Origin of the sequence: Pseudoalteromonas sp. PB2-1, assembly GCF_045040605.1 — a bacterium.
Classification (GTDB): Bacteria; Pseudomonadota; Gammaproteobacteria; order Enterobacterales; family Alteromonadaceae; genus Pseudoalteromonas; species Pseudoalteromonas arabiensis.
This window is the reverse complement of record NZ_CP090667.1, coordinates 2,897,109-2,911,502: the sequence shown is the minus strand read 5'-3', so window position 1 is coordinate 2,911,502 and position 14,394 is coordinate 2,897,109. Positions and strand designations below refer to the sequence as shown.

Here is a 14,394-nt window from a genome sequence, read left to right as displayed (position 1 = left end):
AAAAAAGCGCCAAATGAAGGCGCTTTTTCATCTTATATAACCTATTACAGGCCAGCAGCTGCGCGAAGTGCGTCTGCTTTGTCTGTGCGCTCCCAAGGGAACTCTTCACGACCGAAGTGACCGTAAGCCGCTGTCGGTTGATAAATAGGACGCTCAAGGTCAAGCATTTGGATTAAGCCATATGGGCGAAGGTCAAAGTGCTCACGTACTAATTCGATTAGACGCGCTTCTTCTAATTTACCTGTACCAAATGTCTCGATGCTGATAGATGTTGGCTCTGCAACACCGATAGCGTAAGAAACTTGTAGCTCACACTTGTCAGCAAGACCAGCAGCAACCACGTTTTTAGCAACGTAACGTGCAGCGTATGCAGCTGAACGGTCAACTTTTGATGGATCTTTACCAGAGAAAGCACCACCACCGTGACGAGCCATACCACCATAAGTATCAACGATGATTTTACGACCTGTCAGACCACAGTCACCCATTGGGCCACCGATTACGAAACGGCCAGTTGGGTTGATGAAAAACTTAGTCGCGCTTGAGATAAGCTCAGCTGGAAGAACTGGCTTAATAATCGTTTCCATTACCGCTTCAACTAAGTCGTTTTGTGAGATTGAATCACAGTGTTGAGTTGAAAGAACAACGGCATCAATACCAACAGGCTTGCCATTTTCGTATGCAAACGTCACTTGAGATTTTGCATCTGGGCGTAACCAGTTAAGTTCACCGCTTTTACGAACCTCAGCTTGACGCTGAACTAAACGGTGTGAATACGTGATAGGTGCAGGCATTAACACGTCAGTTTCGTTACATGCATAACCAAACATTAAACCTTGGTCACCAGCGCCTTGCTCTTCAGGGCGAGCACGGTCAACACCTTGGTTGATATCTGGAGATTGTTTACCGATTGTGTTTAGGATTGCACACGAGTCAGCATCGAATCCCATGTCTGAGTGTGTGTAACCGATTTCACGTACTGTTTTACGTGTGATTTCTTCGATATCAACCCAAGCGCTAGTCGTGATTTCACCACCCACCATCACCATACCGGTTTTAACGTAAGTCTCACATGCAACACGGGCATGAGAATCTTGCTCTAAAATAGCATCTAGAACCGCGTCAGAGATTTGGTCCGCGATTTTATCCGGATGACCTTCAGAAACTGATTCAGAAGTAAATAAATGTTTTGCCATTGTATTTCTGCTCACAAATATTGCGCTTCACATACGTCGGTAATAGCGCTAAAAAATTAAGGGGCGTATTTTATCTAAAACAAATATGTTTGCATAGTAATTTTACGCCTAGACGTCTATTTAAAATTACTAATAACATTTCGTTCTTAATAAACAGTAATAATAGGTGCATTTAATACGGATTTTTAATTGCACTGTACCCTTACATTAAGTAAGAATGGTGCCTTACACACAACCAGCGCAAATACATAAAGGTAGGAGAATTCATGCCATCACGCAAAGAACTTGCAAATGCTATTCGCGTCTTATCAATGGACGCAGTACAACAGGCCAAATCTGGTCACCCTGGCGCCCCTATGGGCATGGCAGATATCGCAGAAGTACTATGGCGCGATTATCTAAAGCACAACCCAACGAATCCAGAGTGGGCAGACCGCGATCGATTTATTCTTTCAAATGGTCACGGTTCAATGCTGATCTATTCTCTTCTACATTTAAGTGGTTATGATCTGCCGTTAGAAGAAATTAAAAATTTCCGTCAAATGCACTCAAAAACACCAGGCCACCCAGAATATGGGTATGCACCAGGTATTGAGACCACTACGGGCCCATTAGGTCAAGGGATCACAAATGCGGTTGGTATGGCGATTGCCGAAAAAGCACTTGCTGCACAGTTTAACCGTGAAGGTCACGATATTGTTGACCACTTCACCTATGCGTTCATGGGCGACGGCTGTTTAATGGAAGGTATTTCACACGAAGCCTGTTCATTAGCGGGTACATTAGGTCTAGGTAAACTAGTTGCGTTTTGGGATGACAACGGCATCTCAATTGATGGTGAAGTGGAAGGTTGGTTCAGCGATGACACGCCAGCGCGCTTCAAAGCATACGGTTGGCACGTAGTAAGCGATGTAGATGGGCACGATCCTGATGCAATTCGCGCCGCTATCGAAGAAGCACGTAGCATCACCGATAAACCATCACTTATTTGTTGTAAAACAGTGATTGGCTACGGTTCACCGAATAAATCAGGTAGCCATGACTGTCACGGTGCGCCACTCGGTGAAGATGAAATCACAGCATCTCGTGAGTTCCTAGGTTGGACTGGCGAAGCATTTGAAATCCCAGCTGATATTTACAGCGAATGGGATGGCAAAGAAAAAGGTAAGCAACTAGAAGCAAGCTGGGACGAAAAATTTGCTGCTTACGCAAGTGCACACCCTGAACTTGCTGCTGAGTTTAAACGCCGTACAAAAGGTGAATTACCAGCTGATTGGGCTGAAAAGTCACAAGCTTACATCGAAGAGCTGCAAGCAAACCCAGCAAATCCAGCAACACGTAAAGCATCACAAAATGCATTAAACGCATTTGGTCCGTTATTACCAGAATTCATGGGTGGCTCTGCTGATCTTGCGGGTTCTAACTTAACACTTTGGGATGGCTCAAAAGGCTTAGAAGCAAACGATGCAAGTGGTAACTACATTTTCTACGGTGTACGTGAATTTGGTATGTCGGCAATTATGAACGGTATTGCACTGCATAAAGGCTTTATTCCTTATGGTGCTACATTCTTAATGTTTATGGAATACGCTCGTAACGCAGTACGTATGGCGGCATTGATGAAGCAGCCAAGCATCTTCGTTTATACGCACGATTCAATCGGTCTAGGTGAAGATGGTCCGACGCACCAACCGGTAGAGCAAATTGCTAGCATGCGTTTAACGCCAAACCTTGTTAACTGGCGTCCATGTGACCAAGTTGAGTCTGCGATTGCATGGCAACAAGCGATTGAGCGTAAAGACGGCCCAACATCACTGATTTTCACTCGTCAAGGCCTTGAGCAACAAACGCGTACTGCACAGCAACTAAGCGACGTGAAAAAAGGGGGTTACGTACTGAGCTGTGACGGTGAGCCAGAGCTTATCCTTATCGCCACAGGTTCTGAAGTACAGCTTGCACAAGATGCAGCAACAGAGCTACGTTCACAAGGTAAAAAAGTACGCGTTGTCTCTATGCCTTCAACTGATTTATTTGATGAGCAAGACGCTGCATATAAAGAAAGCGTACTACCAGCAAGCGTAACACGCCGCGTAGCAATCGAAGCGGGCATCGCAGACTACTGGTATAAATATGTAGGCCTAAATGGCGCAGTAGTCGGTATGACCACCTTTGGTGAGTCAGCACCTGCAGGCGAGCTATTCAAGCACTTTGGTTTCACTGTTGAAAACGTCGTAAACAAAGCAAACGCTTTGTTCTAAGCTTTAGCTGCTAAAATTTAAAAGCCCGCGCTGTATCACCACAGCGCGGGCTTTTTTTATGGCGGTTTGGTGAGCGAAGTGAAATCCAAACAGACTCGAAGCTGTCAGTTTTAGCTGCAAGCCTTAAGTTTTAAGCTTTAAGTTAAAAATTACCTCACCTTAGGCGTGAAATTTATTTCGCGCGAAAACTTATGCTTTTTGGTTGAATACCAGAAGTTAGATTTGAGCCTGTTAAATGAGGCGTTATACGCCAAAAATTGGATTCACATCCATACTTTTGTGGAGAATACGGATAACCTCTATATTTTGACTGCCGATTTGACGATAAAAGATTACGTGGCTTCCTTGTGGAAATTTTCTGTAGCCATCGCGAATTTCGTCACAGGTTTTACCAATGTCAGGGTTTTCGGCTAACAGCCAGAATGAGTCATCAAACTGTTTTAGATAAATATTTCGCTGTTCACGACCCCAGCGCAAAGAGGTAAATAAAGCTATATCTCTTAAATCAGATTTCGCCTTGTTAGTTAATTGAAAGGGTCTCATTTTCTCTCTTCGTTATCTAACTCATTGATAAACGAATCAAGATCATAATCCGAAACTCCACTCTCTTCACCTTCAACAAGTAGTTGGCGTAAAGTGTTCATTTTAGTTTCTTGGGTTTCAAGTAAACGTAAAGCGGAGCGAATGACTTCACTTGCCGAGCCATAGCGACCGCTCTGAATTTGATTAGCAATAAAACTGTCAAAATGGTCACCCAAAGTAATGCTAGTGTTCTTAGCCATAATATAGCCCTTAATACCAATATATACCTAATTATGGTATCAGTTAGGCTTGAATTCAAGGTGCGCATAAAGTATTCAGCCATATTTTTTTGAACGCAAATTAAAGTGAGAGATATTCGTGCTAAAGCACGACCTACCATGCTTGCAAGATCGGCTTATAGCTAACTACGGCTAAACGGACTTGATTATTTCTCACTCAGCTCCCCTTGAATACTAAACTAACAACTGGCAATGTCTATACGTTAATAATAAAACATAACAGGAGTGAGTATGACTCAGTTTGACAGTGTAAGTGTTGTAAAAAAAGCCAATGTGTATTTTGATGGTAAAGTGTCAAGCCGTGTTGTGCTTTTTGCCGATGGCAGTACTAAAACACTGGGCTTTATGCAACCAGGTGAGTTTGAGTTTGGCACAAATCAAAAAGAGCACATGGAGCTGCTAGCGGGTGAGTGGCAAGTATTACTGCCTGACGAAACACAGTGGCAAACGATGAAGGCGGGAGATTCATTTAATGTAGATGCGAACGTTACCTTCCGTGTCAAGGTAACTGATTTCGCTGATTACTGTTGCTCGTACACTTAACAAGCAGTTGTTAACCTCTGTGGAAAGCCAGTGTGATGCGGGCTTTTGCATATTTTATCTGCAAAGCATGATCTAAATCATCTGTGGTTACAATCAATTACTAATTATCTGTAATTTTCGCTTGTGTTAATTCAATTCGCCCCCAATACTAACTGTGAGGTAACAAGAAAAAAGGATACCCTATGAAGATTAATATTTCTGGTCATCATGTTGACGTTACTGAGGCTGTTAGAGCTCACATCAACGAGAAATTCTCGAAAATTGCTAGCCATTTTCCATCATTAATATCACTCGATATTATTCTTTCAAAAGAACATCACAAGTATCAAGCTGAGATCAGTACCACTTATGAAGGTACGCGTTTATCAGTTAAAGGAGAAGATGACGTGATGTATCCGGCTATCGCAAGCGCGGCTAAAAAACTCGATGCATCACTTAAACATCGAAAAGGGCAAATGAAAGCCAAATTACATGAAAAACCGGTCAGTACCACGCCGGAAATCGCCCACGAAATCATTCAAGAAATGGATCTGAGCTAATTACAATGCGCTAGCCTGAAGTGGCTAGCCTATACTAAAATTGAAAAGCCATCCGCTTCACAGCGGTTGGCTTTTTTGGTTTTTACTTTCTACCTTATCCAACTTCCAATCTCATCTAAAACGCTGTAAGTTGCTTGTAACTAAGAATAAAAAACACAAAACCTATGCAATCAGCAGTATCAAATTGGCAATCTAAATTAAATGCTTTAGGGCCGGGTATTTTAATGGCTACAGCGGCAATTGGTGGCTCGCATTTAGTGGCATCAACACAAGCAGGATCGTTATTCGGTTGGCAGCTATTTTGGCTAATCATTGTAGTAAATATATTAAAGTACCCATTTTTTCGATTTGGTATGGAATACACCTTAGCCACTAAACAAAGTTTAGTTGAGGGTTATAAGCAAAAAGGACCAGGCTACTTTTATAGTTTTATTGCGCTGAATATTGTTGCGGCTGTGGTGAATACCGCAGGAGTATTACTATTAACGGCCAGCTTGTTGCACTATGCGTTACCCATAAGTATCTCGGTTACACTGTTGTGCTGGCTGATTTTGGCTGTGTGTTTGCTTATTTTGTTATTGGGGCACTTTAAGGCGCTCGATAATGTTTCAAAGCTTATTATGGGGCTACTTACTGTAACAACCGTCGCTGCGTTGATTGTAGCTATTAATAATGGTGCTATAAACCATGCAGTAGTGGCACCTGCTGACTATGTGGGCCCATCGCCGTATGAACTTGCCATGCTAGGCTTTATGGTGGCACTTATGGGCTGGATGCCAGCACCTATCGAAATTTCAGCGATTAGCTCGTTATGGCTAAAAGAAAAGCAACATCAACAAGCGGTGACAAAACAACAAGGCTTGTTTGATTTTAATTTGGGTTACTGGCTTACCGCAGCACTTGCGCTCGTGTTTTTTTCATTAGGTGTTTTGGTGCAATATGGTCACGTACAGGCCGTTCAATTAGGTGGCGTGGCGTTTGCCAAACAGTTGATTGATATGTATGCACTCACCATGGGGGAGTGGGCAAGGCCGCTGGTTTCAGGTATCGCTTTTTTATGTATGTTTGGTACCACGCTGACGGTACTTGACGGCTACGCCAGAACATTAAATGAGTCGCATAAATTGCTACCCGTTAAACAGTCAAAACATAGCTTGAATATGTGGCTATTATTACAAGCATTTGCAGGCATGGCAGTGATTTTATTTTTTAAATCAGCCCTTGGGCCAATGCTTACTTTTGCTATGACCCTCGCTTTTGTTACAACTCCCGTATTTGCATGGCTGAACTTTAGTTTAGTACGCTCAGAACCCAGCATTCATCACTCACCTTTATTACGCACCCTAAGCTGGCTAGGTCTGCTTTATTTAGTAGGCTTTGCGCTGGTGCTTTTGGTTTGGAAGATAATGTAAAGGGAGCTGTCAGCTTTCAGCCGTCAGTTTATAGCTGATCGAGAAGGGGCTTAATTATTTGTGTTTATAAACAATTGTAACTTTACATTCATGTCTCGGTTTTTATGCTGTTTGACTGACGACAGATCAGACGACTGACGACTGACGGCTGACGGCTCTAACTCAACTCCCTAATCGCATTACTAATCCCATCTAGCGTGAGTGGGTACATGCGGTTGTCCATTAACTGTTTTATAAAATCAATTGATTGATAATAGCGCCAGTGTTCAACGGGTTGTGGGTTGAGCCAAGCGACTTTATCAAAATGGTTGGTGATACGGTTTAGCCAAGCACTGCCTGGCTCTTCATTCCAATGCTCGACACTGCCTCCAGGGTAGGCGATTTCATAGGGGCCCATAGTGGCATCGCCAACAAAAATGACCTTGTAATCGCTGGTGAACTTGTTAATCAAGGTCTTGGTATCAATCACGTTTGTGTGACGACGTTCGTTGTCTTGCCAAACATGCTCATACAAACAGTTATGAAAATAGTAAAATTCAAGGTGTTTAAACTCGCTGTGGGCGGCGCTAAATAACTCTTCGCAAGTATGGATGTAGTCATCCATTGAACCGCCGATATCAAACAGCATCAACACTTTTACCGCATTGTGGCGCTCTGGTGCCATTTTTACATCGAGCATGCCGCCTTGCTTTGCGGTTGCGCGGATGGTTTCGGTTAAATCCAGTGTATCGCTAGCGCCAGTGCGGGCAAATTTACGCAGTTTTTTAAGGGCAAGCTTAATGGTGCGTGAGCCGATTTCACGGTCACTGTCGAGGTTGCGGTAGCTGCGTTTATCCCATACTTTTACAGCACGGCGATGTCGGTTACCGTCTTGACCAATGCGCACACCTTCAGGGTTATAACCATAGGCGCCAAACGGCGATGTGCCGCCTGTGCCAACCCACTTATTGCCGCCTGCATGGCGCTTTTGCTGTTCTTCAAGGCGCTGCTTGAGGGTTTCCATGAGTTTATCAAGGCCACCCATAGCGTGTAATTGCGCTTTTTCTTCGTCGCTTAAATGCTTTTCGAACTCTTTGCGTAGCCAATCATCAGGCAAGGCATGTTGCTGTTTTAAGCTTTCGAGCAGATCAAGGTCAGCAATCCCACTAAAGTAATCAGCAAAGGCTTTATCAAAGCGGTCAAAATGGGTTTCATCTTTCACCATGATGGTACGCGCTAAGTAATAAAATGCATCAACATCGGCAAAAATAACTCCTTGCTTGAGCGCATTGATCAAATCAAGTAGCTCTCGCAAACTAACCGGTAAGCGGTACTCGCGTAGCTTAAAGAAAAACGCAATTAACATCTTAACGGCGGCTCATAAAGGCAAGTTTTTCAATCAGGCTGATGTCTTGCTCGTTCTTTAATAACGCTCCAAACATGGGCATTAGGCCACCTTTTTGGCTCTTGTCGTGCAGTGTTTTAGCGTCAATATCTTCAGCCATCAGCAATTTTAACCAATCAAGTAATTCACTTGTTGATGGTTTTTTCTTAATGCCGTTAACATCGCGCAGGTTAAAGAACACTTCGAGTGCTTGGCGTACTAAATCTTGTTTAACGTGAGGGTGATGCACATCGATAATTTGTGCCATTTCTTCACTACTTGGAAAATCAATGTAGTGGAAAAAACAACGACGTAAAAAAGCATCTGGCAGCTCTTTTTCGTTATTTGACGTGATGATCACAATCGGACGTTGCTTAGCAATAACACGCTCGCCGGTTTCATAAACATGAAACTCCATTTTATCGAGCTCTAATAACAAGTCGTTGGGAAATTCGATATCGGCTTTGTCTATTTCATCAATTAATAGCACTGGGCGTTTATTATGTTGCTCACCATAGGTAAAGGCTTGCCATAGTTTCCCTTTAACAATGTAATTGCCGATATCGTGAACTCGTTCATCGCCTAACTGACTGTCGCGTAGACGTGATACCGCATCATACTCATAAAGGCCTTGCTGAGCCTTAGTGGTTGATTTTATATGCCATTGAATGAGCGTGGTGTCTAAGCTTTTTGCAAGCTCCTCGGCCAGCATGGTTTTCCCCGTGCCTGGCTCGCCTTTTATCAACAGCGGTTTTTCGAGCAATATGGCCGCGTTAACGGCTTGTTTTAATGCAGAACTTGCAATGTAGTTATCGGTTGAATTAAAAAGCACGATGTCACCTTATCTGGTCTGAGCAGTGATTAATAATGCTATGATGCCATAGTTATTCTGTGTCTGAAAGGTATGCAAAACGCGGCACTGTTTTGCCATCGATTTCAACGGTTTCTAAAAACATGCTAAGTGGGCGTGCCCACATGCCAAACTCACCATACAGTGCTTGGTAAATAACAAGTTGCTCTTCGGTTTCACTGTGGGTGGCAACATACTCAACTTTGTATTTTTGGCCTTTGTAGTGTTGATATATACCTGATTTGAGAGGATGAAGTTTTATTGCTGTAGTCATGTTTTGATCTCTTGTATAATTACGTTTTGCACTTTATTAATGCTAAATAAATCGCCAACACTATGAATTATATTTCGTTAGATGAATACAAGAAAGCGTGGGTTTTTCGCCATAAAGATATGCCTATCAGCGCAGATGATGCGCAGCAAATTAAGCCAATGACAAGTGAACGTGCTGCTGTGCTTTGGAGCACCATGGTCAGCCGCGAGCATGATCACCCTGATTTTTTTGATAAAACAGATTGGTGTGGCAAAGAAGAGAGCTTTATCGAGACACTTAATTGGGAAAATGCATGGGAAGCCGGCGAAGAGCAACTCCCCGAGGCTATTTTGGCGCACCTTGATTGGGAAGCCAACACAACAGTGTATTTTTGCATGGCACGCGACAATATCATCGAAACTAGTTTTGCTGTCTTTAAACGTTGTTGGCAAAACTTTATGTTTTTAGCTGATGGCAGTTTGTTAATGGGCAAAAAACGCGATGCTGTTGTGCAGTTTTTAGAGTCAGGTAATGCCAAACTGGGTAAAAAAGGCGCAGTAAAGTAGCGCTCAATTAACGCTCTATGCTATAAAACAGTCAAGCAATTGTTTTATAAGAGCGCGCATTGTCTACTTCAAACTCTCAGAGCAAATCGTTACAACAAGCCGAAATTTGGCAAACTGATGCCGAGCGGGCTTTGTATGCTCAGTTGTGTAATGCTTTTTATGCGCGTGAAATTCCACGTTTAGTTGAAGAGCCAGATGCGGCAAGATTAAGACGACTATTAGCCAGTTTACCTTTTTATATTGAACGGCTTGCTATACGAATTGTGAGTGGGGATGCGCCTCTACAACTTGATTCACAAAATGGTAGTTGGCTCGAGAAGCAAAAAACGCAGCCTCCTGTGCATAGTAAAAATGAGTCAGCGCGTTTTTTTAGTCAATACGCTAAGCGCGGGTTAATTGTTCCCGTGTTAATTAATGACGGTCAATGTACCACAGTACGCATAGACAGCTTAGATCAAGTAAGCGACAATAAGGTACATTGCAATGAGCTTGGCTGGTTTAATCATTCGGGTGAGTCATTGGAAGGAAGGCACGCTCAATTATTAAAGCCTTCTAAAGCGGTAATGATAGCGGCGTGCTGTGGTCACCAATGGCAGTTTAATAAACGAGTAACACCTAAGCGTTTATCTTTAAGAGAAATGCTATTAGCAAGCAATATAAATTGGCGCAACCTAAAGCGCCCAAAGACTTAATTTAACCGCGAAGGAGTGTTCAATGCGGGTTTTTCAATTCGCCTTGTTATGTTTGGCGCTATTTATTCAGTACCGTTTATGGTTTGGTCATAATGGTGTACAGGATTACACTCGCCTTAAGCAAGCGGTTACGTCTCATCAAGATACCAATGCCAAGCTTTTGAAGCGAAATAAAGTGCTTAAAGCTGATATAAAAGATTTAAAGCTCGGCCAAGAGGGAATTGAAGAACGTGCAAGGAACGAGTTAGGAATGATTAAACCAGGTGAAACATTTATTCGAGTGTTACCTAGACAACAACATAATGAAAGATAAGCAAATAATTACCGCTATCGTCCCTGCCGCAGGGGTTGGTAGCCGCATGCAACACTCCACGCCTAAGCAATATATTGAACTTGCTGGCAAAACGATTTTAGAACATACCCTTAGCAAGCTTGCTGAACTTAACCTCCTTCGCACCATAAAAGTTGCAATCAGCGATGGTGACGGCTATTTTGCGGATTTACCGCGCATTGATAACCGTATAGAGCGAGTAACGGGGGGAAAGAGCGCGCTGACTCAGTCTTAAATGCCTTATTATCACTTGCTGATAATCCTCCTGATTGGGTTTTGGTGCATGATGCTGCAAGGCCGCTGGTATGTTTAACTGATATCGAGCGCTTGATCGCTGACTGTGTTGCTGTGAATGAAGGCGGTATTTTAGCCTCAAAAGTGAAAGACACCATAAAGCGTGGTGAGACGCATTGTAAGCAAACAGTGCCGCGTGATGATTTATGGCAGGCACTTACCCCCCAGTTTTTCCCTTATCAAGCGCTGACAGATGCTCTTACAAATGCGCTTAAAAATGGTGTAACCATCACGGATGAAGCATCTGCAATGGAGTGGGCTAAGCAGCCCGTTAAATTGGTGCCAGGCCGTAGCGACAATATCAAGATCACCACACCAGAAGACTTAGATTTAGCTGAGTTCCTACTAAATAAACAACAAAATGAGAGTACCCCATGATTCGAATTGGCCATGGCTTTGATGTTCATAAATTTGGCGGCGAAGGCCCGCTGGTTATTTGTGGTGAAAAAATTGATTATCCACAAGGGTTCTTAGCACATTCAGACGGTGATGTGGCTATTCACGCATTATGTGATGCGATATTAGGTTCTTTGGCTATGGGTGACATTGGTAAGCACTTTCCTGATACAGCCAGTGAATACGAAAACATCGACAGTCGTATTTTATTACGCCATGTGGTTGGGCTTGCTAAACAGCAAGGGTACGTACTTGGCAATGCCGATGTCACGATTGTTGCACAAGCGCCAAAAATGCTGCCACATATACAAGCAATGCGTGAAAACTTAGCAGCAGATTTAGAAGCTGACATTTCACAGGTTAATGTGAAAGCGACAACCACCGAAAAGTTAGGTTTTGAAGGACGTAAAGAGGGCATCTCAAGCCACGCTGTCGTTATTATGAGTAAACACAATTCATGAGCGAATTAAACTACCTATATGGTAAACCTCTTTCTAAGGCTGACTTTAAAACGTTTGCTGAAGATTTTATGGTTGATGAAGACTTGGGTATTGAGTTTACAGGTTCTGGCGAGCATGTCTGCTTACAGGTGGTGAAAAAAGGCGAAAATACACAGTTTGTTGCTAAACGCATTGCCGAAAAAGCAGGTGTATCACCGCGCGATGTAAGCTACGCGGGTCTAAAAGATCGCCACGGTGTTTGTACCCAGTGGTTTAGTGTGCCAATACCAATTAAAAAGCATATTGAATTTAGTGAATTAAATAACGAGCAGTTCTTTGTGATATCGCAGCAGCGCCATAACCGTAAGCTCAGAACCGGCTGCCATAAAGGTAATCGCTTTACCATTACGTTACGTAATGTGACTAAGCCTTTGGATATTTTGTGTCGTATCAATGCAGTGCGAGCAGGCGTCCCCAATTATTTTGGTGAGCAGCGCTTTGGTCATGGCGGTCATAACCTTGAGATGGCTAAACGGATGTTTGCGGGAGAGCGCATTCGCGATAAAAAACTGCGTGGTTTAGTGATTTCAGCAGCGCGCTCTTATGTGTTTAATGAAATAGTGAGCATGCGGGTTGCTGAGCATGGCCTTGCTAAAACAATGCACCGCGAAGTGTTTATGCTTAGCGGTAGTAATGCTTTTTTTGAAGACAATATAAGTGACGACAATATTGCACGCTTAGCGTCTGGTGATATTGTGATGTCGGCGCCTATGGTAGGCAAAGGTGAAAAAGGCCTGACCGAGACTGAAAAAAAATGGCTTACACCTTATCAGTCGTGGATTGATGGGCTTGCTGAATTAGGTCTAAAGAATGAGCGTAGAATGTTACGCTTAATACCCGATTCATTAGCAGTAGAAACCATAGACGAAACTACTTTAAAGTTAAGCTTTGGTTTACCAAAAGGCTGTTTTGCTACCGCCTTGCTGCGTGAGCTGGTGGACTATCAAGACGCTAGCCCTAGAGAGCAAAAACAAAAGGATGCGTAAATGAAAATCTTATTAAGTAATGATGATGGGGTCAATGCTAAAGGGATTGCAGTTTTGCACCAAGCTTTGATTCAAATTGCAGATGTAACGTTAGTTGCACCTGATCGCAATTGCAGTGGCGCAAGTAACTCACTTACTTTAATGAACCCATTACGAGCGACTAGGCTAGATAACGGGTTTATTTCGATTAATGGTACACCGACAGATTGTGTTCATTTAGGTGTAAACGAGCTCACTGACGAGCTGCCTGACTTAGTTGTAGCAGGTATTAATCATGGTGCTAATTTAGGTGATGATACGCTTTATTCTGGTACGGTAGCAGCAGCAACTGAAGGACGTCATTTAGGATTGCCAGCCATTGCTGTTTCGTTATGTTCTAAAGAAGGCAACCATTTTGAAACTGCAGCGGCCGTTGCCGTGAGCATTATTAAAGAGCTGGCTTCTCATCCATTACCAAAAGATCAAATAATTAATCTAAACGTTCCCGATATTCCTCTAACAGAATTAAAAGGCGTGAAGGTGACGCGTTTGGGTTCTCGCCATAAAGCTGAAACCATGACTAAACAGCAAGACCCTTGGGGTCGTGATATATATTGGTATGGTACGTTAGGCGCTGAAAGCGATGCAGGTGAAGGCACTGACTTTTATGCCATCAACAATGGTTATGCATCGGTGACACCATTAAGTGTTGATATGACAGCGAAAGAAAGCTTGCAAGCGGTTGATAGCTGGTTGGCAAATATGGAGATTAATGGTGCTGACTAATTATAATCGCAGTGCGTTAGCGTTGGCTGAATTATTAAAGCGAGAAGGGGTAGAGGACTCTATCGTACTTGAAGCAATAGCAACAACACCCAGACACTTATTTGTTGATGATGTATTGCAGCACAAAGCGTATCAGAATACCGCATTACCCATTGGCCAAGGGCAGACTATCTCACAACCGTATATTGTTGCACGGATGACTGAGCTTTTACGTTTGGCTGGTGTTAAAGACAAAGTGCTTGAAATAGGCACAGGCTCTGGTTATCAAACAGCGATCCTTGCCAAAACATTTAGCAAAGTTTGTTCTGTTGAGCGAATTAAAGCACTGCAATGGCAAGCAAAACGGCGTTTACATAAACTCGATTTATATAATGTAACAATGAAACATGGTGACGGCTGGCAGGGTTGGCAGTCTCAAGCTCCATTTTCAGGCATCATTGTGACAGCTGCGGCTGCAACAATGCCAAAAGGGTTATTAGCACAGTTAGCTGATGGCGGAGTCATGATTGCCCCTGTGGGCGAGCAAGACCAACAATTAATGATGGTTGTCAGAAATGGCGATACATTTAGTGAACATGTAGTTGCACCAGTACGATTTGTACCTTTGGTACCTGGTGATATTGAATAGG

At 43.1% G+C, this 14,394-nt stretch carries 17 protein-coding genes and 1 pseudogene; 12 read left to right on the top strand and 6 right to left on the bottom strand.

The annotated features are described in order from the left end of the window. Positions 1 to 44: 44 nt before the first annotated feature. Entirely contained in the window at positions 45 to 1,196 is a 1,152-nt protein-coding gene (gene metK / locus L0Z67_RS13590; RefSeq protein WP_062568781.1) for a methionine adenosyltransferase, read from the bottom strand. A gap of 266 nt (positions 1,197 to 1,462) precedes the next feature. On the opposite strand from metK, the gene tkt reads away from it, so the two are divergent. Beyond that, positions 1,463 to 3,454 (top strand): transketolase, encoded by a 1,992-nt coding sequence (tkt, locus tag L0Z67_RS13585; RefSeq protein WP_062568782.1) that lies wholly within the window; start codon positions 1,463 to 1,465, stop codon positions 3,452 to 3,454. Between the two features lie 243 nt (positions 3,455 to 3,697). Here tkt and L0Z67_RS13580 read toward each other — a convergent pair whose 3' ends face one another. Both L0Z67_RS13580 and L0Z67_RS13575 read right to left on the bottom strand, forming a co-directional pair. Continuing rightward, positions 3,698 to 3,997 (bottom strand): type II toxin-antitoxin system RelE/ParE family toxin, encoded by a 300-nt coding sequence (locus L0Z67_RS13580; protein ID WP_062568783.1) that lies wholly within the window; start codon positions 3,995 to 3,997, stop codon positions 3,698 to 3,700. Then, the gene (locus tag L0Z67_RS13575) at positions 3,994 to 4,236 is read right to left on the bottom strand and encodes a type II toxin-antitoxin system ParD family antitoxin (protein WP_062568784.1); all 243 of its coding nucleotides are present in this window, start codon (positions 4,234 to 4,236) and stop codon (positions 3,994 to 3,996) included. The genes L0Z67_RS13580 and L0Z67_RS13575 overlap by 4 nt, the downstream gene beginning before the upstream one ends. A 270-nt stretch (positions 4,237 to 4,506) precedes the next feature. On the opposite strand from L0Z67_RS13575, the gene L0Z67_RS13570 reads away from it, so the two are divergent. From L0Z67_RS13570 to L0Z67_RS13560, 3 genes are all read left to right on the top strand, one after another. Continuing rightward, positions 4,507 to 4,818, top strand: a complete 312-nt coding sequence (locus L0Z67_RS13570; RefSeq protein WP_193987757.1) for a pyrimidine/purine nucleoside phosphorylase — start codon at positions 4,507 to 4,509, stop codon at positions 4,816 to 4,818. 182 nt (positions 4,819 to 5,000) lie between these two features. Next, positions 5,001 to 5,357 carry a ribosome hibernation-promoting factor, HPF/YfiA family gene (gene hpf, locus L0Z67_RS13565; protein WP_062568786.1) on the top strand — a complete coding sequence of 119 codons (357 nt, stop codon included), beginning with the start codon at positions 5,001 to 5,003 and terminating at the stop codon, positions 5,355 to 5,357. A 224-nt stretch (positions 5,358 to 5,581) separates the two neighbouring features. Then, positions 5,582 to 6,769, top strand: coding sequence for an NRAMP family divalent metal transporter (locus tag L0Z67_RS13560; RefSeq protein ID WP_405128732.1), 1,188 nt, complete (start codon positions 5,582 to 5,584; stop codon positions 6,767 to 6,769). A 157-nt stretch (positions 6,770 to 6,926) separates the two neighbouring features. Here L0Z67_RS13560 and L0Z67_RS13555 read toward each other — a convergent pair whose 3' ends face one another. Genes L0Z67_RS13555 through L0Z67_RS13545 form a run of 3 tightly spaced genes read right to left on the bottom strand, consistent with a single transcriptional unit; the run spans position 6,927 to position 9,256 of the window. Further along, positions 6,927 to 8,114 carry a VWA domain-containing protein gene (locus L0Z67_RS13555; protein WP_193987755.1) on the bottom strand — a complete coding sequence of 396 codons (1,188 nt, stop codon included), beginning with the start codon at positions 8,112 to 8,114 and terminating at the stop codon, positions 6,927 to 6,929. A gap of 1 nt (position 8,115) precedes the next feature. Beyond that, positions 8,116 to 8,964, bottom strand: a complete 849-nt coding sequence (locus tag L0Z67_RS13550) for a MoxR family ATPase (protein ID WP_062568790.1) — start codon at positions 8,962 to 8,964, stop codon at positions 8,116 to 8,118. Positions 8,965 to 9,016: 52 nt separating this feature from the next. Next, positions 9,017 to 9,256, bottom strand: coding sequence for a DUF1653 domain-containing protein (locus L0Z67_RS13545; RefSeq protein ID WP_193987754.1), 240 nt, complete (start codon positions 9,254 to 9,256; stop codon positions 9,017 to 9,019). A gap of 62 nt (positions 9,257 to 9,318) precedes the next feature. Here L0Z67_RS13545 and L0Z67_RS13540 point away from each other — a divergent pair, with 62 nt between their 5' ends. The 8 genes and pseudogenes from L0Z67_RS13540 (at position 9,319) to L0Z67_RS13505 (ending at position 14,393) form a co-directional block, all read left to right on the top strand. Continuing rightward, on the top strand, positions 9,319 to 9,801 hold the full coding sequence (locus L0Z67_RS13540; protein ID WP_062568792.1) for a DUF2947 domain-containing protein: 483 nt from the start codon (positions 9,319 to 9,321) through the stop codon (positions 9,799 to 9,801). Positions 9,802 to 9,860: 59 nt separating this feature from the next. Then, complete coding sequence (locus L0Z67_RS13535) at positions 9,861 to 10,493, top strand: hypothetical protein (RefSeq protein WP_062568793.1); 633 nt, start codon at positions 9,861 to 9,863, stop codon at positions 10,491 to 10,493. A gap of 22 nt (positions 10,494 to 10,515) precedes the next feature. Then, a complete protein-coding gene (gene ftsB / locus L0Z67_RS13530) occupies positions 10,516 to 10,806 on the top strand; it encodes a cell division protein FtsB (RefSeq protein WP_062568794.1) in 291 nt (96 codons plus the stop codon). After that, positions 10,796 to 11,496 (top strand): annotated as a pseudogene (gene ispD, locus L0Z67_RS13525) (2-C-methyl-D-erythritol 4-phosphate cytidylyltransferase). The gene ftsB and the pseudogene ispD overlap by 11 nt, the downstream one beginning before the upstream one ends. Beyond that, the gene (gene ispF, locus L0Z67_RS13520) at positions 11,493 to 11,975 is read left to right on the top strand and encodes a 2-C-methyl-D-erythritol 2,4-cyclodiphosphate synthase (protein WP_062568796.1); all 483 of its coding nucleotides are present in this window, start codon (positions 11,493 to 11,495) and stop codon (positions 11,973 to 11,975) included. The pseudogene ispD and the gene ispF overlap by 4 nt, the downstream one beginning before the upstream one ends. After that, complete coding sequence (gene truD / locus L0Z67_RS13515; protein WP_405128127.1) at positions 11,972 to 13,000, top strand: tRNA pseudouridine(13) synthase TruD; 1,029 nt, start codon at positions 11,972 to 11,974, stop codon at positions 12,998 to 13,000. The genes ispF and truD overlap by 4 nt, the downstream gene beginning before the upstream one ends. Continuing rightward, positions 13,001 to 13,765 carry a 5'/3'-nucleotidase SurE gene (gene surE / locus L0Z67_RS13510; protein WP_193987752.1) on the top strand — a complete coding sequence of 255 codons (765 nt, stop codon included), beginning with the start codon at positions 13,001 to 13,003 and terminating at the stop codon, positions 13,763 to 13,765. It begins immediately after the preceding gene. Continuing rightward, on the top strand, positions 13,755 to 14,393 hold the full coding sequence (locus L0Z67_RS13505) for a protein-L-isoaspartate(D-aspartate) O-methyltransferase (protein ID WP_062568831.1): 639 nt from the start codon (positions 13,755 to 13,757) through the stop codon (positions 14,391 to 14,393). The genes surE and L0Z67_RS13505 overlap by 11 nt, the downstream gene beginning before the upstream one ends. Position 14,394: the final 1 nt, after the last annotated feature.

Coding starts and splice junctions, on each gene's coding strand:
- metK (WP_062568781.1), bottom strand. CDS start 1,196: ATGGCAAAACATTTATTTACTTCTGAATCAGTTTCTGAAGGTCATCCG.
- tkt (WP_062568782.1), top strand. CDS start 1,463: ATGCCATCACGCAAAGAACTTGCAAATGCTATTCGCGTCTTATCAATG.
- L0Z67_RS13580 (WP_062568783.1), bottom strand. CDS start 3,997: ATGAGACCCTTTCAATTAACTAACAAGGCGAAATCTGATTTAAGAGAT.
- L0Z67_RS13575 (WP_062568784.1), bottom strand. CDS start 4,236: ATGGCTAAGAACACTAGCATTACTTTGGGTGACCATTTTGACAGTTTT.
- L0Z67_RS13570 (WP_193987757.1), top strand. CDS start 4,507: ATGACTCAGTTTGACAGTGTAAGTGTTGTAAAAAAAGCCAATGTGTAT.
- hpf (WP_062568786.1), top strand. CDS start 5,001: ATGAAGATTAATATTTCTGGTCATCATGTTGACGTTACTGAGGCTGTT.
- L0Z67_RS13560 (WP_405128732.1), top strand. CDS start 5,582: ATGGCTACAGCGGCAATTGGTGGCTCGCATTTAGTGGCATCAACACAA.
- L0Z67_RS13555 (WP_193987755.1), bottom strand. CDS start 8,114: ATGTTAATTGCGTTTTTCTTTAAGCTACGCGAGTACCGCTTACCGGTT.
- L0Z67_RS13545 (WP_193987754.1), bottom strand. CDS start 9,256: ATGACTACAGCAATAAAACTTCATCCTCTCAAATCAGGTATATATCAA.
- L0Z67_RS13540 (WP_062568792.1), top strand. CDS start 9,319: ATGAATTATATTTCGTTAGATGAATACAAGAAAGCGTGGGTTTTTCGC.
- ftsB (WP_062568794.1), top strand. CDS start 10,516: ATGCGGGTTTTTCAATTCGCCTTGTTATGTTTGGCGCTATTTATTCAG.
- ispF (WP_062568796.1), top strand. CDS start 11,493: ATGATTCGAATTGGCCATGGCTTTGATGTTCATAAATTTGGCGGCGAA.
- truD (WP_405128127.1), top strand. CDS start 11,972: ATGAGCGAATTAAACTACCTATATGGTAAACCTCTTTCTAAGGCTGAC.
- surE (WP_193987752.1), top strand. CDS start 13,001: ATGAAAATCTTATTAAGTAATGATGATGGGGTCAATGCTAAAGGGATT.